Below are 18642 nucleotides of genomic sequence, written 5' to 3'. Positions count from 1 at the left end.
CAGCTGCCCGCCAGCGGCCCGGTCTCGGCCTCGCCGTCACCGATGACGCAGGCCACCACCAGGTCCGGGTTGTCGAACGCGGCTCCGTAGGCATGAGCCAGGGCATAGCCCAGCTCACCGCCCTCGTGGATCGACCCCGGGGTCTCGGGCGCGACGTGGCTGGGTATGCCGCCGGGAAAGGAGAACTGCCGGAAGAGCCGCTGCATCCCCCGAGCGTCCTGTCCCACATCCGGATATTTCTCGGTATAAGAGCCCTCCAGCCAGGCATGCGCCACCGCCGCGGGACCGCCGTGGCCAGGACCGACGACGTAGATCATGTCCTGGTCGCGTTCGGTGATGATCCGGTTGAGGTGGGCGAAGCAGAAGTTCAGCCCCGGCGTGGTCCCCCAGTGCCCCAGCAGCCTGGGCTTGATGTGCTCGGGTCGCAACGGCTCGGTCAGCAGGGGGTTGGCCAGCAGGTAGATCTGACCGACCGACAGGTAGTTGGCCGCGCGCCAGTAGGCGTCGACGTGCGCGAGTGCGTCCATACATCGACAGTTCCTCCACGGAGGCGTTCCAACCTCGACGGGGCGAACGCGTTCATCCCGCGTGCCGGGCACGAGCCGGAAGGCGCCCGTGGCGGGCGGCCCCACCCGGGTTCCCCCTGGACGCCCCCGCACCGGGCCGGAGCCGGGATCTCCACACCACCGTGATCATCTGTGTCTCCTGTCCCATTACCGTATTGAGGTGGAATGTACGAAGATCTCCGGGTGAGCCGATGGCACCGTGGCGGTGTTCGAGGATGCGGTGGTTCCCCTCGCCGGGAACGTCGGGAGTGAGCGATGAGATTTGTCGGGTTTCGGGATGGTCGTCAGGTCCGGGTGGGAGTGCTGACCGGCACCGACCAGGTGGTGCCGCTGGCCGAGGTGAGCGAGTTCTACGAGGACCTGCCCGGCTGGACCGCCAGGGCGCGCGAGCTCACCACCGGTGAGCCGGCGGGTGAGCCGGCAGGTGAGCTGGCATTGGGCGAACTGAGCCTGGCTCCGGCGGTGACCGGTTCCGCACGGGTGCTGTGCGTCGGGTTGAACTATCGAGAACACGCCGCAGAGGGCGGTTTCTCCACCCCGGAGACACCGACGATCTTCGGACGGTGGACGACGTCGCTCGCGGTCGACGGGACGCCCGTGCCGGTGCCGCCGGACGAGGCGGGCCTGGACTGGGAGGTCGAACTGGTCGCGGTGGTCGGTACGGCCATGCGGTGCGTGGACCCGGAGACCGCGCTCGCCGGGGTGTTCGGCTACGCGGTCTTCAACGACCTGAGCGCCCGGCGGGCACAGCGGCTGACCGCGCAGTGGACGCTCGGCAAGAACTCCGACCACAGCGGGCCGATCGGGCCTGTCGTGACCGCCGACGAGGTGGGCGACCCGGCCGGCGGCCTCCGGCTGGTGACCCGGGTCAATGGCGAGGTCGTCCAGGACGGCGACACCAAGGACATGATCTTCCCGGTCGGGCAGGTGCTGGCGCACCTGAGCCGGACGATGACGCTGCTGCCCGGAGACCTGGTGGCGACCGGCACGCCCTCGGGGGTGGGGCACGCACGCACCCCCGCGTGGTTCCTGCGGCCCGGTGACGTGGTCGAGGTGGAGATCGACCGGCTGGGCTCGGTGCGCAACCCGATCGTGGCCTGGCCGGAGAGCTGAAACGACGTCGCAGGCGTCTTGGCCGGTGCGCTTCCATATCGCGGCGCGCCGGGATGAGAGGCCGTTCGAGGAGAGGAACCCCTGAGTGAGAATCGCCATCATCGGCGGAGGCCTCGGCGGGCTGGCCGCCGCCCTGCTGCTGCGGCAGGCGGGTGTCGAGGCAGTCGTGTACGAGCAGACCGCCGAGCTGCGTGAGGTCGGCGCCGGGATCGTGGTGGGCCCCAACATGGTCCGCCCCCTGGCGCGGGCCGGGCTCGGCGAGCGGCTGGCGTCCTTCGCCGTGCCGTTGGAGGCCGCCTGGGAGTTCCGGCGCTGGCAGGATGGCCGGGTGCTGTTCTCCCAGCCGATGGGCGAGGAGTGCCGCCGGCTGTACGGCGCCGACTGCTACGTCGCGCACCGGGCCGACCTGCTCGAGATGCTGCTGCAGGCACTGCCCTCGGACGCGGTCAGGGCCGGCCGGAGGCTGGAGACCTTGCGCCAGGACGGCGCCGAGGTCGAGCTGGTCTTCACCGACAGCCGGGGCGAGAAGACGACGGTGACCGCCGACGGGGTGATCGGCGCAGACGGCATCCACTCGGCGGTACGGCCCACGGTCGTCGAGGAGGCGCCGCCGCGTTTCTCCGGGCTGTGCGCCTACCGGTGCCTGGTCGAGGCCGAGCACGCGCCGGAGCTGGCGCTACGCCGGGTGCAGACGCTCTGGCTGGGCCCGGACCGTCACTTCGTCCACTACCCCATCAGGGACAGAAAGCTGATCAACATCGTCGCGATCGTGCCCGCCGGCGAGTGGCGTGTCGAGTCGTGGACCGCAGAGGGGCGGATCGAGGACCTGGCGCGCGAGTTCGAGACCTGGGACCCGCGGCTGAGGCAGCTGGTCGCCTCAGCCACCGAGACCAGGCGCTGGGCCCTGTACGACCGCACCCCCCTGGAGCGCTGGACATCCGGGCGGGTGGCCCTGCTGGGTGACGCCGCCCACTCGATGCTGCCCTTCCTCGGCCAGGGAGCCGCCCAGGCGGTCGAGGACGCGGTGGTCCTCGCGAGCTGCCTGCGTGCCGCCACCCGCGAGACGGTGACGCAGGCGCTGGCCCGCTATGCGGAGATCCGCCGGCCCCGGGCCTCGCAGGTGCAGCTGATGAGCCGTGGCCGCGAGGTGCAGAACCACCTGCCCGACGGGCCCGCCCAGCTGGAGCGCGACGCGGCCTTCGCCGGCGGCGACCCGCTCCGGCAGAACGCCTGGCTCTACGGCCACGACCCCGAGACGATCATGGCGGGCTGAGGCGGCCCGGCCTCGCGCCGCCGGGCTCCGGCCCACTCGGGGTGGGAACCCGGCGGCGCGGGTGGTCACTCCACCTTGCGCACCCCGCCCAGGCCGGCCGGCAGCCCTGACATGAGGTAGACGATGACCTTGAGGCTGGCGGCGTCCTCGCTCCCGCCGATGGCGTAGACGTTCTGCCTTGCGCCGGGCGAACTCCTGGGTGGTGGTGCCGACGCCGACCACGATCGCGTCGCCCTCTTCGACCAGGGAGACCGCGGATCGGCGATGGCCCGCTTCACGGTCCGGCCGTGACATCGTCCCGGGACTCGGTGGACGTCACGGTGGACGTCACGGTGGACGTCACGGTGGACGTCATCGACCGCGGCCGCCCCTCGGCGGCATCGGTGAGCAGGTCACGGGCGTGCATGATGGCGGCGGGGGTGTCGGGGAAGATCAGGCCGTCGCGACGCAGGTGGTCGGCCACCCCGAGCGCGGCCAGAACCTGATCGTGGCCGGGCCGGATGCCGGACAGCAGCACGACGATGCCGCGGTGTTCCAGATCGGTGATCACCTCTCCCAGCACCCGCGCCCCGGTGGCGTCGAGAGTGGAGACCCGGGACATGCGCAGGATCACCACGCGCGTGTCGGCGACCTCCGACAGCTCCAGCAGGAAACGATGGGCGGCGGCGAACACCAGCGGCCCGTCGAACCGGTAGGCGACGATGTGCTCCCGCAGAAGCCGGTACTCCTCCTCACTGTGGTCACCGCTCTCCAATGGCACCCGCTGCACCTGCGCGTTCCTGACGATGGCGCGCAGCGCCAGGACGATCGCCGTACCGACGCCGACGGCGACCGCGGTCACCAGGTCCACGGCGACCGTGACGACGAAGGTGAGCAGCATGACGAGCCCGTCACCACGTGTCGCGCGCGCGATGGCACGCAGCGAGCCGACCTCGACCATCCGCACCGTCGTGGCCAGCAGCACACCGGCCAGCGCCGCCAGCGGGATGTGCCCGACGACTCCGGACGCGGCGAGCACGATCACCGCCAGCACCACCGCATGGGTGAGCGCGGCCAGGCGGGAGCGGGCGCCCGAGCGGACGTTGACCGCGGTGCGGGCGATGGCGGCGGTGGCCGGGATGCCGCCGAACAGCGGCGCGGCCAGGTTGGCGATGCCCTGGCCGAAAAGCTCGCGGTCAGGGTGGTGTCTCTCGTTGACGCTCATCCCGTCGGCCACGGAGGCGCACAGCAGGCTTTCCAGGGCCGCCAGCGCGGCGACGGCCAGCGCCGAGGGAAGCAGCGCGGCTATCGCGCCGGTGTCGAGGAAGCCCAGTGAGGGGGCGGGCAGACCGGCGGGAAGCGCTCCGATGCGGGCGACATCAAGGCCGGCGAAGACGGTGACCATCGTCGCCAGCGCCACACCGATCAGCGAGAAGGGCAGGCCGGGCCGCAGGCGGGCACCGACCAGCATGAGGGCGGCCACCGCCACGGCCATCACCACCGGCACCGGGTCGGGAGCGGCGGCGAAACGGGCGACGGCCTCGGCGGCCACCCGCCAGACCTGCTCCCCGTCCACTCCCGAGACCCCGAGGGCGGCGGGCACCTGCTGCAGCGCGATCACCACGGCGATCCCGGCGGTGAACCCCTCGATGACCGAGGTGGGGATGAACTGAACGTAGCGGCCGACCCTGGCCACCGCGAGCCCGACCAGCACCACCCCGGCCAGCAGTCCGACCATCAGCACACCGGGTGCGCCGAACCGGTGCACGATCGGCAACAGCACCACGGTCATCGCGCCGGTCGGCCCGGAGACCTGCAGGTTGCTCCCGCCGAAAACCGCCGCGAGCGTCCCGGCGACGATCGCGGTGACCAGACCTGCCTGGGCCCCCATCCCCGAGCTGACCCCGAAGGCCAGCGCGAGGGGCAGCGCCACGACCGCCACGGTCAGCCCGGCCAGCAGATCCCGTCGCGGATCGCGACGTGCGGGTGCCCAGTCGGCGCGAGTGGGCAGCAGGTCCGACAGGCGGGCCCGCAGCCGCCCGGCGGCGGGCGTGCTCACCCGCGAGCCTCGGCGCGCAGTTCGGCGAGCAGCTCACCCTGCTCGGCGAGCAGCTCGGTCAGGATGGATCGCGCCGCGAACATCAGGGTGGCCACATCCGGGGTGGAGAGCGCGTACACGACGGTGGCGCCCTCCCGGGTGGCGGTCACGAGCCCGGCACGGCGCAGCACCGCCAGCTGCTGGGAGAGGTTGGACGCCTCGACGTCGATGGCGCTCAGCAGATCCCGCACCGGCAGGGGGCCGTCCTGCAGCAGCTCCAGCACCCGGACACGGACCGGATGGCCGAGGGTGCGAAAGAGCTCGGCCTTGGCCTGGTGCAGTGGCACCGGCATGATCACGCGGCCCCGGCGACTGGCCCGCCACCGGGGGGGCGTACATCGACGCCGTGCCGGGCGGCGATGCGCAGCAGGTTCTCCAGGCGCCCGGTCAGGACCTCGACCCCGTGATCGTCGGAGGCCCGGCGCATGAGCTCCAACTCGCCGTCGACATCGGCTATGCGCGCCCTTAACTCCGCCGCGAACTCGCTCACGCCCCCCACCTCCCGTGGATCAGGTCATCCCCCGGCGTCCGGTTTACCGGCACACCCTTCCTGATGATGTGCCAAATTGCATAATTCTTCAAATCGTAATGACGTTGGCTATGATGGCGGAAGCCGTTTTCCACAGGTCCCCGGCCGGTCGGGCCCGATCAATGACGGATCGACCGCCAAGCGGGATACTTGGTGCGGCTACCGCGGGCTGACCTGCGGCGTCAGAGCGCGCCAGCCGGCGATGCGACAGTGACGAGAGGCCGAGCACGGCCTGCGTGAGGGAGTACAGCCAATGGGACGGGGCCGAGCCAAGGCGAAGCAGACAAAGGTTGCTCGCGAGCTGAAGTACAGCAGCCACAGCATGGATCTCGACCGGTTGCGTAAGGAGTTGGGCGCCGGTGACGATACCGCGCCGGAGAGCGAGGCCGACGACCCTGTCGGCGAGCCGACAGGCAGGTAGGGCTGGTTGCGCGGGGTTTCGCGGATCGAGGGAACGGCCCGTGCCCCCGAGTACGACGGCGAATCCCGCGCAACATCCTGCAACATCATTGAGGCGACCGGGCAGAGCTGCTTACCGTCACGGTTGTGCGATACCGCCGCACGGCGGGTCACACCCCCCGTACGGCGCGTCGACGGAGAGCTCTGGCGGGTCCCACCTCATCAAGACGGTGACCGGCTGCCCCTTCCCCCCGGACGCCGGGATCTGCCAGTTCACACGCCGTGGCCCCGGGAAGAATCGCCGGCTCCCGCGAGGTCATGCCTCGCCGAGGCGGAAAGTCTCCCTGGGCCACGGCCACCACCCATCGCGTGTGCCGGAGAGGCCTTGACGAACCGCTACGGGGCCCAGTTCGGGCCCGACATCACCTTCCTCGGCGTCGACCGATGCTCACTGGACGACCCCGCCGGCTATGCGGGCGCCGACGTCGTGATCGTGGGGGCGCCGTTCGACGGCGGCACCTCGCACCGGCCGGGAGCGCGCTTCGGGCCGCAGGCGATCCGGATGACCGACTACCTGCCGCACGACGGGGCGCGCCCCAGCCTGGCACTGCGCACCGACGGGCTGCGCGACCTGCGCGTCCTGGACGCCGGTGACGTCGAGATGCCGCCCGGCGACATTCTGGCCTCGCTGTCCGCGCTGGAGGCCGCCGTCGAGAAGGTGGCCCGAGCCGGAGCCATCCCGGTGGTCCTGGGCGGTGACCACTCGATCGCCTTCCCCGATGCCAAGGGCGTGGCCAACGTCCTCGGGCACGGCCGGATCTCGATGATCCACTTCGATGCCCACGCCGACACCGGCGACATCGAGTTCGGCTCGCTGTGGGGGCACGGGCAGCCGATGCGCAGGCTCATCGAGTCGGGGGCGCTGCGTGGCGACCGGTTCCTGCAGATCGGCCTGCGCGGCTACTGGCCGCCGCCGGAGACGCTGGACTGGATGGCGGAGCGTTCGATGCGCTCGTACGAGATGACCGAGATCGTGCACCGCGGCCTGACGGAGTGCCTCACCGAGGCCTTCGCCATCGCGACCGACGAGTGCGACGGTGTCTTCCTGTCCGTCGACATCGACGTGTGCGACCCGGGTCACGCGCCGGGCACCGGGACGCCCGAGCCCGGCGGCATCACCGCGCGCCAGCTCCTCGACTCCGTACGGCGCATCTGCCTGGAGTTGCCGGTCGTCGGAGTCGACGTGGTGGAGGTCAGCCCGCCCTACGACCACGCGGACATCACCGCCGCGCTGGCCAACCGCGTGGTTCTCGAGGCGTTGAGCGCCATCGCCCGGCGGCGGCGCGACGCACGGGACGGTACGGCGTGGAACCCGCTGCTTCCCCTGCTCGCCGACCGCCCGGACCGCTGAGAGGTCTACCTGGCTCTCGGGCGGTTGCCCCACCTGGGCTTGCGGAACAGATCGCGCCGCTCCAGCAGGTAGACGAGCTTCGAGGCCGCGAGCCTGACGGTCTCCTCGTGCCGGTGGCGCTTCTGCGGTACGGCGGCGCTCCAGCGCTCAAGCAGCAGGGCGATCTCCTCGGCGAGTTCGCCGATCACCCGGTAGCGGGTGCTGAAGGCGTAGAGGTCCCCGTGCACCGCGTTCACCAGGTCCTCCTCGACCCGGTGGGCGAGCGGCCTGACCCGGCTGAGGATCCCGGCCTCCATCGCCGGAGTGACCGGTGCCCGGCGGGCGTCGCCCTCGGGCACCATGATGAGAGCCCGGACCCGCGCGACGGCCAGGGCGCGCTCGGCCTGTGGGGTCGAGGGGTGCTCGGCGAGGTCCAGGAGGCGGCGGAGGGTCTCCTGTGTCTTGTCGTCGAACATGGAAACCCATTCCGCCTTCGCGTCCGGTGTTTTCGCCGGACCGGGAGATCGGGTCTCGGCGTCGGCATCCGCGCATGCCGCGCATGTGCGATCACATGCTATTCGACCCGATGGGCACGGGCGGCTCCCGGTGTGCCCCCTGCTCCCCGGGGGTGGCCTCGGCCTCTAGCTCGTGGTGTCCGCTCCCGGCCGCCGGACGATGCTAAAGGGTGTACGGCAGGGTTTCACCCCTTTTGTCGAATCCGGTATTCGACAGCCCCGCAAGCCTCCTTTTTCCGCTAATAGCCTCACTTCTCGGTTTTTCTGCGAATACAGTCCAGCTCTATCGGACGGCGCCCCCTTCGCGGAAGGGCGGAGGAGAGTGGACGGGGTGGCTCACGGCCATGGATCCGATCGGTGACGATCTGCTCAGAATCATCAGGCCCGAGATCGGGTACCGGGAGGGACCCGGCCAGCACAGCAAGTTCGGTGAGTGGTACGCGGCCAACGTGGTCCAGGACCCGCAGTACGAGACGGCCCCGTGGTGCGCGATGTTCATCGCCTGGGCCGCGGAACGGGCGGGCGTACAGCAGTACGTCGGGCAGTTCGCCTGGACCCCGTCGCAGGCCCGCTGGTTCGAGACGAACGGCGCCTGGTCGCGGACACCTGAGCCGGGTGCCCTGGTCTTCTTCGACTGGTCGGGCGGCAAGGACATCAAGGGGATCGACCACGTCGGTGTCGTCGAGAGCGTCGAGGGTGGAACGATCCACACCATTGAGGGGAACGTCGACCGGGTCTGGCTGAAGCGCAAGACGCGCGACCAGAGCAAGGTCGTGGGCTACGGCCTGCCGCGCAAGGTCAAGGAGAACCTGGCCGGAAAGAACGACACCGCCCCGCAGCAGATCGGCCAGATCGAGGTCCGCCCGGCACTCGCCCCGGCCTCCACCGCCCTGACCGACACCTCGGGTACGCTCCCCGTCTCCATGGAGACCGCCGTGGTCGCGGGGCTGCTGACCTTCGTCCTCGGCACGTCGTTCGTCCTGTCCCGGCTGCGTCCCCGCGTCTCGGCGGGACGGCACCGCAGGAGGAACGGGCGGCAGGAGCCTCGGCGGCGGGCGGACCGGCGGACCGGCGGGGCGCCCCCGGCCGGGGCCTCGCTCTCCCTGGCCGGGGCGCCCGAACAGGACAGGGCCGGCAGTCCGGAGACGCTCCGGGTGCGCAGACCGGGCTGGGCGCACGAGCCGTACCGCGCGGATCACCCGCGGCCCGTCAGCGGCCTTGCCCCCGAGATCTCCGCCCCCGAGACCCCGGCCCCCGAGGCGGAGGCGCGCCGGGCCGCGTGACCTCCCGGGCCGGTGAGCGCGCACTCACGGGTTGATTAATAAGGTTAGGCAAAGCTAAGTTACTGGAGACGGCACTTCCCCAGTAAAGGCGGCGTGATGACAGCGGGCGGCGAGCAGACCCTGGAGCGGACAGCGGGGGTTCCGGTCTACCGGGGCCACCACGTGGAGGTTCTGCGGACGGCACGGCTCAGCCCGAGCTTCGTCCGGGTCACCTTCGGCGGCGAGGACCTGGCGGGCTTCGCCGACAAGGGCTTCGACCAGCGGATCAAGGTGATCCTCCCGCTGCCGGACGGCAGCCTCACCCCCCTGGGCGACGGGGACGACTGGTACCAGCGGTGGCGTGCGCTCCCGCAGGAGCTGCGCAACCCGATCCGCACCTACACCGCCCGCGCCGTCCGGCCTGAGCTGCGCGAGCTCGACGTCGACTTCGTCCTGCACGGTGAGACCGGCCCCGCGTCCCGGTGGGCGACCCATGTGACCCCCGGAGACCGGGTCGTGGTGGTCGGCCCCAACGCCGCCCACCCCGGCCCCACCGGCGGCCAGGAGTGGGCGCCGCCCGCCGGGGCGACGCACCTGCTGCTGGCCGGGGACGAGACGGCCGTACCCGCCATCACCACGATCGCCGAGTCGCTCTCCGGTTCCGTGCCCGCCACGGTGTTGCTGGAGGTCCCCGGGGCCGCCGACGCGCTCGCCCTCGATGTCCGCCCGGGTGTGCGGGTCACCTGGCTGCCCCGCGAGGGTGCCCGCCACGGCGACCTGCTCATTCCCGCCGTCCGCGACGCCCTGAGCGCGCTCGCCGTACCGGCGGGCACCGCCCCCGATGCCGCCGCCCCGCTGGAGGACGTCGACGTCGACACGGAGATCCTTTGGGAGGTCCCCGGCTCCTCCACGACCGACGGCCTGTACGCCTGGCTGGCGGGCGAGGCGGGGATGGTCAAGCTGCTCCGCCGCCACCTGGTACGAGAGGCGGGAATCGACCGCTCCTCGGTGGCCTTCATGGGCTACTGGCGGCTGGGACGCGCGGAGAGCGCCTGAACCCGGCGGCAGAGGCCCGGCGGGGCCTTTGCCGTTCCGTACCCGAAAAGCTGCCGACTCCTTGCCCCGAGGCGGAGCCGGGCAGGTGTCCGGGCCGCGTAGCTTGAGGGCGTAGGGTACCCGGCTCGCGACCTGGGAGGGCCGACATGACAGCAGCACGGCCCGGCCCTCAAGACCCGGCGGGAGCCCCCGGATACCCGCCCATCGCCGATCACGGGTTGATCGGTGACCTGCGCACCGTGGCGCTGGTGGACACCCGCGGCACGATCGACTGGTACTGCTGCCCGCGCTTCGACGCGCCGAGCGTGTTCGGCTCGATACTGGACACCGCCCGGGGCGGCTCGTTCGAGCTGGGCACCGATGTGCCCGCGAGAACCAGGCAGTTCTACTTCCCGGACACCAACGTGCTGATCACCCGGTTCTCCGCGACCGACGGGGTGGGCGAGATCCAGGACTTCATGCCGGTCGTCGACGACTGCGGCGAGTGCGACCGGCACCGGCTGATCCGGCGGGTGAGATGCGTACGGGGATCACTGCCGTTCCGGGCACGGGTGGCTCCCAGGTTCGACTACGGCAGGCAGTCCCACATCCTGAGCATGCGGGACGGCCGGGCGATCTTCGAGTCACCGTCGCTCCGCCTGACCCTCGCCTCCAGCGCGACCCTGGAGGCGGACGGTCAGGACGTACGCTCGGAGTTCAAGCTCAACGAGGGCGAGTGGGCGGTGTTCGCCCTCGACAGGCTCAGCGACGACCTCGCCCCGCGCCCGTGCCCGATCGAGGAGGCCGAGGAGCAGTTCACCGCCACCGTCGCGTTCTGGCGCCGCTGGCTGTCGGCGTCGCGCTACCGCGGCCGGTGGCGGGAGATGGTGCACCGCTCCGCGCTCACACTGAAGCTCCTCACCTACGCGCCCACCGGCGGGATCGTGGCCGCCGCGACGACCAGCCTGCCCGAGCGGATCGGCGGGGAGCGCAACTGGGACTACCGGTACGTCTGGATCCGCGACTCGGCGTTCTGCGTGTACGCGCTGCTCAGGCTGGGCTTCGGCGAGGAGGCCGAGGCGTTCATGAACTTCCTGTCCAAGCACGTCAGCCACGACTGCGGCGGTCCCTCCGGGCCGTTGCAGATCATGTACGGCATCGACGGGCGCACCGAACTGCCCGAGATCGAGCTGCCCCACCTGGAGGGCTACCAGGGGTCGGCCCCGGTGCGCGTCGGAAACGCCGCCGTGGACCAGCTCCAGCTGGACATCTACGGCGCTCTCCTCGACTCGGTCTACCTCTACGACAAGTGGCACCGGCCGATCTCCAGTGACCTGTGGGAGGAGGTCCACCTCCTGGTCAACTGGGTCTGCGACAACTGGGACCGGCCGGACGAGGGCGTGTGGGAGACCCGCGGCGGGCGCAAGAACTTCGTCTACTCGCGGCTGATGTGCTGGGTGGCGATCGAACGGGCCATGCGAATGGCCGCCCACCGCGGCCTGCCCGCCGACACGCAGCGCTGGCAGCTGGCCCGCGACGCGATCTACCGGCAGATCATGCGGCGCGGCTGGTCGGAACGGCTGCGGGCGTTCGTCCAGCACTTCGACGACGACGTCCTCGACGCCTCGGTGCTGATGATGCCGCTGACCAAGTTCATCTCCCCCACCGACCCCAAGTGGCTGTCCACCCTCGACGCGCTCGGCGCGAACCTGGTGTCGGACTCGCTGGTCTACCGCTACGACCCCTCGGTCAGCCCGGACGGGCTACACGGGCAGGACGGCACGTTCTCGATCTGCTCGTTCTGGTACGTCGAGTCGCTCACCCGCGCCGGGCGCCTGGACGAGGCGCGGCTGGCGTTCGAGAAGATGCTCACCTACGCCAACCACCTCGGCCTGTACGCCGAGGAGATCGGGCAGACCGGCGAGCAGCTCGGCAACTTCCCGCAGGCCTTCACCCACCTCTCGCTGATCAGCGCCGCGTTCAACCTCGACCACGCCCTGGGCTGATCCCCCGGCCACGGCGGGCGGGAGAACCCGGGCGGGCGCCGAGACCCGGACCGCCGGGAACACCCGTGCCGACCGGGCCGCTCAGCGGGCGCTCTCCCGAACCGGCGGCTTGACCACGGTCCAGATCGTGACGGGCGCCATGGGCCGCCAGCCGGTGAAGCCACCGGCCGGGGCGGTCCTGCTGACCGCCAGCCGGACCAGGTCTCCACCGAGTTCCCCCTGCCAGGAGGCCAGAACCGCCTCCGACTCGACGGTCACCGCGCCGGCCACCAGCCTGCCGCCCGGTCGCAGCGCCTCCCAGCAGCCCTCCACCACCCCGGGAACGGTCACCCCACCGCCGATGAAGACGGCTCCCGGCGCCTTCAGCCCGGCGAGCGCGGCGGGGGCGGCACCGGTCACCACGTCGAGACCGGGAACTCCCAGCGCCGCGGCGTTACGGGCGATCACGGCCGCCCGTGAGGGGTGGGATTCCACCGCGACGGCCCGGTTCTCCGGATGGGCACGCATCCACTCGACACCGATGCCGCCCGCCCCCGCGCCGATGTCCCACAGCAGCTCGCCCGGGGTGGGCGCCAGCCGGGACAGGACGACCGCGCGCACCTCACTCCCGGTGAGCCGGCCGTCGTGCTCGAACACCTCGTCCGGCAGGCCGGGCAGGCGGGGCAGCGGAACGGTCCCGGCATCGGCACGGCACTCCACGGCGACGACGTTGAGAGCGTGGGCCACCGGCAGGGACCACTGACCGGCCGTACCGGAGATCACCCGCTCCTCGGCGCCGCCCAGCCTTTCCAGGACCGTCATCGCGCTCGCGCCGTAACCTCGGGCGGCGAGCAACCCGGCGATCCCGGCCGGAGTGCGGCCGTCGGCGCTGAGGACCAGGACCCGGCGGCCGTCCTGGACGGCGGGGTGCAGCACCTCGACGGGACGCGCCACGAGGCTGACCACCTCGACCCGGTCGACCGCCCAGCCGAGCCTGGCGCAGGCCAGGGAGACCGACGACGGGTGCGGCAGGATCCGGACCCGGTCGGCACCGAGCAGCCGTACCAGGGTCGCGCCGATGCCGTGGAACATGGGATCGCCGCTGGCCAGCACGCACACCCGGCGGCCCCGGTGGGGGGCGATCAGCCGGGGCAGGGCGGGAAGCAGCGGGGAGGGCCAGACGACGCGCTCGGCGCTGGGCTCGGGGAGAAGCCCCAGCTGCCGAGCGCTCCCCATCAGGACCTCGGCGGCGTGCAGCTCGCGCCGCGCCTCCGGGGAGAGCCCGGCCCAGCCATCGGCTCCGATGCCGACGACGGTGACGAGGTCAGACATCACCCACCCCTTCCCGATGCCGTTCTACCGCTCCACCGGGCGACATGCTAGCCCGGTGCCGGGTCCGGCCGCGGATCGCGGCCAGGCCCGGCGACGGCCGGCCGTGCACCGGTGCGGCGGGTGGGCGCGGGCACGCCGCGACCACTCGCCGCCGCTCAGCTCGCCGGGTTGAAGATGACGTCATCGGGCGTGATCCGCACGGTGACGCGCTGCTCATCCGGCTTACGGAAGGGATAGGACTCCACACCGAGATACTTGTTCGCCAGGCCGTCGATGACCTCGTCCGCGCCCTCCAGCTCCAGCCGGGCCTTCCCCGAGACGCTGACCAGGTGGTAGGCGTTCTGGGGGTCCAGGACGCTCACCGACACGCGCGGGTCCTCGCGCAGGTGACGCTCCTTGGCCCGGCCCACGGCCGTGTTGAAGACGACATCGTCTCCGTCGACGTCAACCCACACGACCGTGCTGTGCAGCGAACCATCCGGCCTGACGGTGGTCACCCAGGCATGAATCGGCTGCTTGAGCAGGTTCTTGGCGTCTTCACTCAGTTTTCCCACGGGAACCTCCACCTCATGGACGATGTCTACAGGGCAGTCGAACATCGCTCGCACGTGATCGATTCCACCTCCGCTGAGAAAACCGCCGGCGATTCGCGGAACCGGGCGCGTGGCGGCGGGCAACCGTCCGGGAGGGCGGCGGTCATCGAGGCTTCGCGGGCGGATCCGGCGCGGAGTCCGCTTCGGCGACGATCCCTTCCCCGACAGCCCGCGCACCCGGTCGCCGCACCTTCGGCAGACGGCATCCTGGTAGGCATGAGTTATCGCATATGCGTGGTGTGCATGGGAAATATCTGCCGGTCGCCGATGGCCGAGGTCGTGCTGAGAAAGACCCTCGACGAGCACGGCCTTGGAGATCGCGTCACGGTCGACAGCGCGGGCACTGGCGGCTGGCATCAGGGCGACCCGATGGACCCGCGGGCCGCCGAGATGCTCGCCGACCACGGCTACGACGGCTCGCGGCACCGGGCCCGGCAGTTCCTGCGTGACTGGTACGGCCGGATCGACCTGGTGCTGGCCATGGACACCCGCAACCTGAGCGCCCTGCGCCGCCTTGCCCCCAAAGGGGCGGACGTGCGCCTGTTCCGCTCCTTCGACCCCACGGCCCCGGAGGGCTCCGAGGTGCCCGACCCCTACTACGGTGAACGTGAGGGTTTCGCCGAGGTACTGGAGATGGTCGAAGCGGCGAGCAGGGGTCTGGCCGGGCACCTGATGACCACCCTTAGGTGAGACTCCCTCGGCGGCGCTGTTCGACTCTGTTGCGGGAAGCCATCGCCTTTACAAAGTAAGCTAAAGGCTCGGCAGCCGGAAGGATCACACGTCCCGGCGAGCGAGCGTGACGGCGGCCGCGGCGAGCGCGACGACGACGTACAGGAACATCACCGCCAGCGCCGCGGGCGGCGACAGCCCGATCCCGGCGGCCGCGTCGCCCAGCCCGACCGCCACCGGCGGCTCACCCGTGGCCTGGGCGGTCAGGTCCTCCAGCAGCACCGAGCCGATCCTGGCGTTCCACGGATCGGGCAGCAGGAGCGCGAACCTCGGAAACACGTACAGGTACACGACGACGGCGGTGATCGCCCCCGCGGTGGAGCGCAGGACCGCGCCCACGCCGAGCCCGATCATGGCGAGCACCACCACCGACAGCCCCCCGGCGAGGATCTTCGGAAACTCCTGCGACAGTGGTGCGGCGAAGTCCGGGATCGGGCGGTCACCGATGATCAACCGACTGACGAAGAAGGTGATGAAACCGCTCGCCTGCCCCACCGTGAACGCGACGGCGGCCACGACCACGGCTCTGGACGCCAGCACGGCTCCCCGCTGCGGCAGCACCGTGAAGCTGGTGCGGGCCATGCCGGTGGCGTACTCGGAGGTGAACGAGAGAACGCCGAGCACGGCCATGCAGATCTGCACCGGCATCAGGATGATCTGCTCAGGACGCGCCGCGCGCAGGGTGAGCCGCCCTTCGGGCGGCAACCCGTCCCAGAGGCTGCCCACGTACAGGGTGAACACGGCCGCGAGCACGACGAAGACCGCGACGACCGCCAGGACGTACCAGGTGGAGCGGACCGTGCGGAGCTTCAGCCACTCCGCGGCCGGCACGTCGACAGCCATCAGGCCACCCGGTCCCTCGCGCCGCGACAGACCGGTCATCGCCCGCCTGCCCGGTGCTCGACGCTGTCAGCGGTCAGCTCCATGTAGGCCTCCTCCAGGGAGGCACTGCGCGGGGTGACCTCGTGCACGGCGAGGCCGCTCCCCGCGGCCAGGTCACCGATCGCCGCGACGTCCAGTCCCCTGACGACCACTCCCCCGCCCGGCTCCGTCTCGACCGTCGCCCCGGCGGCCTCCAGTACTCCGGTGAGCTCGGCGGCCCGGGGGGAGCGCACCAGCACGCCCCGGTCATGGCGGGCGGCCAGTTCTCCGACCGTGGTCTCGGTGACCAGCCTGCCGCGGCCGATGATCACGAGGCGATCGGCGGTGAGCTCCATCTCGCTCATCAGGTGGCTGGAGAGCAGCACGGTGCGTCCCTCTGCGGCCAGCGAGCGCATCAGATGGCGGATCCACCGCACGCCCTCCGGATCGAGCCCGTTGACCGGCTCGTCGAACATCAGCACCCCCGGGTCGCCGAGCAGCGCCGCCGCGATCCCCAGCCGCTGACGCATGCCGAGGGAGAAGCCACCGACCCGCCTGCGGGCGACTCCGGCCAGGCCGACCTGCTCCAGGACGTCCGTCACCCTGGAGAGCCCTATCCGGTTGCCACGCGCCAGGCAGCGCAGGTGATCGAGCGCGCTGCGGCCGTCGTGCACCGCGTTCGCGTCGAGCAGCGCGCCGACCTCGCGCATCGGGTATCGCATCGTGGCGTAGCGGCGCCCGTTGACGAGCCCGTGACCCGAGGTGGGGGCGTCCAGGCCGAGCAGGACGCGCATGGTGGTCGACTTGCCCGCGCCGTTGGGGCCGAGGAAACCGGTGACCAGACCCGGTTTCACCTGGAACGACAGCCCGTCCAGCACGGCTTTGTCGCCGTGGCGTTTGGTCAGCCTCATGATTTCGATCATGTCGTCGAGGCTCTCGCGGGGCGGGTCGCGCCCGCGTCGGCCTACGGCGGGCACTTCACGCTCAGCCCCGGGTCCGACGACGGCGGCCACGGCGCGCGAAGGTGGGCCCCGGGGATGACGTCCTTGAGGTGGAGGCGAGGACACGGCTCCGGCGGATACCGTTCCAGCGTGGACGACTCACTCTTCCTGAGCCGCTGGAGCCATGACCGGCTCGTCCGCCTCGATGCCGTGGCGGCGGCCGGATACGCGGTCGCGCTCCTGTTGTTCGCAGCCAGAGGCCCGGATCCCGCGGTGCCCGCCTGGACGGAGTACCTGGTCCTGGCCGGGGTCGCCCTGCCGCTCGCGGTGCGGCGGCTGTGGCCGCTCACCGTCTTCTGCGCCGTCCTCGCGATGTCGCTGGCGTCCGTCCTTCTCGGCCTGGCGCACGACAGGTTCGCGGCGGCGGCCTTCGCGATCTACATGGTGGCGCTCACCCTGCCCCGGCCGCGTGGGGAGCCCACGCTCGCGATCGGCGCCTGCAGCGCGGTGGCCGTCCTGCTGCTGTCGGTGGCGGGTGCCCCCGGCCGGGCGGCGAACATCGCCGGGGTGCTGCTGACAGGAGTGGCCTTAATGGGGGGCGCCTGGATCGCCGGTCGTGCCGTGCGCGAGCGCCGGGCGCACGCGGTGCGGTCGGCCGAGCAACTCGCCGACCGGGCGGTCACCGAGGAACGGCTGCGGATTGCCCGTGAGCTGCACGACGTGGTGGCGCACAGCATGAGCCTGATCGCCGTCAAGGCGGGCATCGCCAACCACGTCGCCGCGGCGCGGCCCGAGGAGGCCGCGGACGCGCTGCGCGTCATCGAGGTCACGAGCCGGGGCGCGCTGACCGAGATGCGCCGGCTGCTGGGCGTGCTCCGCTCCGATCTCGACGCACCGCCCGACCTCGCCCCCTCCCCCGGTCTGACGGACCTCTCCGTGCTGGCCGGGCAGGCGGCGATGGCCGGGGTCCGCGTCGAACTGGACGTCCGGGCGACCGGCCTGCCGGAGGGAGTGGAGCTGTCGGTGTACCGGATCGTCCAGGAGGCGCTGACCAACGTCGTCAGGCACGCCGCCCCCGCCCGGTGCCGGGTCTCGGTCGAGGCGTCGGCGGGCGAGGTCAGGGTCGAGGTCGCCGACGACGGGCCCGGTGAGCGGGTGCTGCCCGGCGGCCCGGGGCACGGATTGATCGGGATGCGCGAGAGGGTGGCCGTGTACGGCGGGAGTCTCACAGCCGGGCGCCGCCCCGAGGGCGGGTTCGGGATCTCGGCGCGCATGCCGTACGGGGAGGCGCCGTGATCCGGGTGCTCGTCGTGGACGACCAGGCGCTGCTGCGCGGAAGTTTCCGGCTGCTGGTGGACAGCGCCCCCGATCTGGTGACGGTCGGCGAGGCCGGGACGGGTGCCGAGGCGGTGGAGCTGGCCCGCGACGAGTCGCCGGACGTGGTGCTCATGGACGTGCGGATGCCGGAGATGGACGGCATCGAGGCGACCCGGCGCATCTGCGGCCCCACGGGCGTCCTGGGGGTGCGTGTGCTCATGCTCACCACGTTCGACCTGGACGAGTACGTCTACGCGGCGCTACGTGCCGGGGCCAGCGGCTTCCTGCTGAAGGACACCCCGCCGGGCGATCTGCTGGCCGCGATCCGGGTGGTCGCCTCCGGCGAGGCACTGCTCGCCCCGACGGTGACGCGCCGGCTCATCGCCGAGTTCTCCCGGCTCCCGGAACCGGCGCGCCCGGTGGCCCGCGAGCTCGAGGGGATCACCGGACGGGAGCGCGACGTTCTGGCGCTCATCGCCCGGGGGCTGTCCAACGCCGAGATCGCCGAGCACCTGACCCTGAGCCTGGCGACCGTGAAGACGCACGTGGGCCGGCTGCTCGGCAAGCTCGGCGCGCGCGACCGGGCCCAGCTCGTCATCGTCGCCTACGAGACGGGACTGGTCGCGGCCGCGACTTGGCGTCAGGGATCTTCGATGCGGCCTCGGCGGCCGCTTCGACCGCCTTGCCCCATCCCGCCCAGGTGTCCATCGTCCGCTGGAAACGCC

General features: G+C 71.6%; 18 protein-coding genes and 2 pseudogenes. 10 read left to right on the top strand and 10 right to left on the bottom strand.

Translation table 11 applies throughout. The features are described from left to right. A pseudogene (locus ABZ260_RS24750) lies at positions 1-527 on the bottom strand (phosphoketolase); the annotation flags it as partial. Positions 528-821: 294 nt separating this feature from the next. On the opposite strand from ABZ260_RS24750, the gene ABZ260_RS24745 reads away from it, so the two are divergent. Then, on the top strand, positions 822-1679 hold the full coding sequence (locus tag ABZ260_RS24745; RefSeq protein WP_350926179.1) for a fumarylacetoacetate hydrolase family protein: 858 nt from the start codon (positions 822-824) through the stop codon (positions 1677-1679). 85 nt (positions 1680-1764) lie between these two features. Beyond that, positions 1765-2952 carry an FAD-dependent monooxygenase gene (locus tag ABZ260_RS24740; protein ID WP_355621951.1) on the top strand — a complete coding sequence of 396 codons (1188 nt, stop codon included), beginning with the start codon at positions 1765-1767 and terminating at the stop codon, positions 2950-2952. A gap of 65 nt (positions 2953-3017) precedes the next feature. On the opposite strand, the gene ABZ260_RS24735 is transcribed toward ABZ260_RS24740, so the two are convergent. From ABZ260_RS24735 to ABZ260_RS24720, 4 genes are read right to left on the bottom strand one after another with little or no spacing between them, the layout of a single operon-like run. After that, positions 3018-3230 carry a hypothetical protein gene (locus tag ABZ260_RS24735; RefSeq protein ID WP_355621948.1) on the bottom strand — a complete coding sequence of 71 codons (213 nt, stop codon included), beginning with the start codon at positions 3228-3230 and terminating at the stop codon, positions 3018-3020. Further along, positions 3227-4990, bottom strand: coding sequence for a SulP family inorganic anion transporter (locus tag ABZ260_RS24730; protein ID WP_355621945.1), 1764 nt, complete (start codon positions 4988-4990; stop codon positions 3227-3229). Before ABZ260_RS24730 ends, ABZ260_RS24735 begins: the two co-directional genes overlap by 4 nt. After that, positions 4987-5322: a metalloregulator ArsR/SmtB family transcription factor gene (locus ABZ260_RS24725; RefSeq protein ID WP_355621942.1), complete on the bottom strand. Its 336-nt coding sequence runs from the start codon at positions 5320-5322 to the stop codon at positions 4987-4989. Before ABZ260_RS24725 ends, ABZ260_RS24730 begins: the two co-directional genes overlap by 4 nt. 2 nt (positions 5323-5324) lie before the next feature. Next, a complete protein-coding gene (locus ABZ260_RS24720) occupies positions 5325-5519 on the bottom strand; it encodes a hypothetical protein (RefSeq protein ID WP_355621939.1) in 195 nt (64 codons plus the stop codon). 292 nt (positions 5520-5811) lie between these two features. Here ABZ260_RS24720 and ABZ260_RS24715 point away from each other — a divergent pair, with 292 nt between their 5' ends. Further along, on the top strand, positions 5812-5979 hold the full coding sequence (locus ABZ260_RS24715; RefSeq protein ID WP_084195352.1) for a DUF3073 domain-containing protein: 168 nt from the start codon (positions 5812-5814) through the stop codon (positions 5977-5979). Between the two features lie 363 nt (positions 5980-6342). Beyond that, complete coding sequence (gene speB, locus ABZ260_RS24710; protein ID WP_355561929.1) at positions 6343-7368, top strand: agmatinase; 1026 nt, start codon at positions 6343-6345, stop codon at positions 7366-7368. A 5-nt stretch (positions 7369-7373) separates the two neighbouring features. Here speB and ABZ260_RS24705 read toward each other — a convergent pair whose 3' ends face one another. Then, positions 7374-7823: a hypothetical protein gene (locus ABZ260_RS24705; RefSeq protein ID WP_355621936.1), complete on the bottom strand. Its 450-nt coding sequence runs from the start codon at positions 7821-7823 to the stop codon at positions 7374-7376. A 383-nt stretch (positions 7824-8206) separates the two neighbouring features. Here ABZ260_RS24705 and ABZ260_RS24700 point away from each other — a divergent pair, with 383 nt between their 5' ends. The 3 genes from ABZ260_RS24700 to ABZ260_RS24690 all read left to right on the top strand — a co-directional run bounded on the left by ABZ260_RS24700 (position 8207) and on the right by ABZ260_RS24690 (position 12165). Further along, the gene (locus ABZ260_RS24700; protein ID WP_355621933.1) at positions 8207-9145 is read left to right on the top strand and encodes a CHAP domain-containing protein; all 939 of its coding nucleotides are present in this window, start codon (positions 8207-8209) and stop codon (positions 9143-9145) included. Positions 9146-9241: 96 nt separating this feature from the next. Continuing rightward, the gene (locus ABZ260_RS24695) at positions 9242-10180 is read left to right on the top strand and encodes a siderophore-interacting protein (RefSeq protein WP_355621930.1); all 939 of its coding nucleotides are present in this window, start codon (positions 9242-9244) and stop codon (positions 10178-10180) included. Positions 10181-10326: 146 nt separating this feature from the next. Beyond that, positions 10327-12165: a glycoside hydrolase family 15 protein gene (locus ABZ260_RS24690; protein WP_355621927.1), complete on the top strand. Its 1839-nt coding sequence runs from the start codon at positions 10327-10329 to the stop codon at positions 12163-12165. 81 nt (positions 12166-12246) lie between these two features. On the opposite strand, the gene cbiE is transcribed toward ABZ260_RS24690, so the two are convergent. Beyond that, positions 12247-13476, bottom strand: coding sequence for a precorrin-6y C5,15-methyltransferase (decarboxylating) subunit CbiE (cbiE, locus tag ABZ260_RS24685; protein ID WP_355621924.1), 1230 nt, complete (start codon positions 13474-13476; stop codon positions 12247-12249). A gap of 155 nt (positions 13477-13631) precedes the next feature. Continuing rightward, positions 13632-14030 carry a TIGR03618 family F420-dependent PPOX class oxidoreductase gene (locus ABZ260_RS24680; RefSeq protein WP_355561912.1) on the bottom strand — a complete coding sequence of 133 codons (399 nt, stop codon included), beginning with the start codon at positions 14028-14030 and terminating at the stop codon, positions 13632-13634. Positions 14031-14285: 255 nt separating this feature from the next. Between ABZ260_RS24680 and ABZ260_RS24675 the strand changes: the two genes are divergently transcribed. Next, complete coding sequence (locus ABZ260_RS24675) at positions 14286-14759, top strand: low molecular weight protein-tyrosine-phosphatase (RefSeq protein ID WP_355621921.1); 474 nt, start codon at positions 14286-14288, stop codon at positions 14757-14759. Between the two features lie 84 nt (positions 14760-14843). Here the strand turns inward: ABZ260_RS24675 and ABZ260_RS24670 are convergent, their stop codons facing one another. Both ABZ260_RS24670 and ABZ260_RS24665 read right to left on the bottom strand, forming a co-directional pair. Next, positions 14844-15641 carry an ABC transporter permease gene (locus ABZ260_RS24670; protein ID WP_355621918.1) on the bottom strand — a complete coding sequence of 266 codons (798 nt, stop codon included), beginning with the start codon at positions 15639-15641 and terminating at the stop codon, positions 14844-14846. Between the two features lie 35 nt (positions 15642-15676). After that, positions 15677-16582, bottom strand: a complete 906-nt coding sequence (locus ABZ260_RS24665) for an ATP-binding cassette domain-containing protein (RefSeq protein ID WP_355621915.1) — start codon at positions 16580-16582, stop codon at positions 15677-15679. Positions 16583-16750: 168 nt separating this feature from the next. On the opposite strand from ABZ260_RS24665, the gene ABZ260_RS24660 reads away from it, so the two are divergent. After that, positions 16751-17896, top strand: a complete 1146-nt coding sequence (locus tag ABZ260_RS24660) for a sensor histidine kinase (RefSeq protein WP_355621912.1) — start codon at positions 16751-16753, stop codon at positions 17894-17896. After that, positions 17893-18540: pseudogene (locus tag ABZ260_RS24655) on the top strand (response regulator transcription factor); the annotation flags it as partial. The gene ABZ260_RS24660 and the pseudogene ABZ260_RS24655, both read left to right, overlap by 4 nt. Positions 18541-18642 lie beyond the last annotated feature (102 nt).

The organism is Streptosporangium sp. NPDC006013 (assembly GCF_040614275.1).
Taxonomy (GTDB): Bacteria; Actinomycetota; Actinomycetes; order Streptosporangiales; family Streptosporangiaceae; genus Streptosporangium.
The sequence above is the reverse complement of the archived record's forward strand: the minus strand, read 5'-3'. Positions and strand labels throughout refer to the sequence as shown.

Bases quoted from the DNA above. Each gene is read 5' to 3' on its own strand.
- ABZ260_RS24745 (WP_350926179.1), top strand. From the start codon at position 822: ATGAGATTTGTCGGGTTTCGGGATGGTCGTCAGGTCCGGGTGGGAGTG.
- ABZ260_RS24725 (WP_355621942.1), bottom strand. From the start codon at position 5,322: ATGCCGGTGCCACTGCACCAGGCCAAGGCCGAGCTCTTTCGCACCCTC.
- ABZ260_RS24715 (WP_084195352.1), top strand. From the start codon at position 5,812: ATGGGACGGGGCCGAGCCAAGGCGAAGCAGACAAAGGTTGCTCGCGAG.
- ABZ260_RS24705 (WP_355621936.1), bottom strand. From the start codon at position 7,823: ATGTTCGACGACAAGACACAGGAGACCCTCCGCCGCCTCCTGGACCTC.
- ABZ260_RS24700 (WP_355621933.1), top strand. From the start codon at position 8,207: ATGGATCCGATCGGTGACGATCTGCTCAGAATCATCAGGCCCGAGATC.
- ABZ260_RS24695 (WP_355621930.1), top strand. From the start codon at position 9,242: ATGACAGCGGGCGGCGAGCAGACCCTGGAGCGGACAGCGGGGGTTCCG.
- ABZ260_RS24690 (WP_355621927.1), top strand. From the start codon at position 10,327: ATGACAGCAGCACGGCCCGGCCCTCAAGACCCGGCGGGAGCCCCCGGA.
- cbiE (WP_355621924.1), bottom strand. From the start codon at position 13,476: ATGTCTGACCTCGTCACCGTCGTCGGCATCGGAGCCGATGGCTGGGCC.
- ABZ260_RS24675 (WP_355621921.1), top strand. From the start codon at position 14,286: ATGAGTTATCGCATATGCGTGGTGTGCATGGGAAATATCTGCCGGTCG.
- ABZ260_RS24670 (WP_355621918.1), bottom strand. From the start codon at position 15,641: ATGGCTGTCGACGTGCCGGCCGCGGAGTGGCTGAAGCTCCGCACGGTC.
- ABZ260_RS24665 (WP_355621915.1), bottom strand. From the start codon at position 16,582: ATGATCGAAATCATGAGGCTGACCAAACGCCACGGCGACAAAGCCGTG.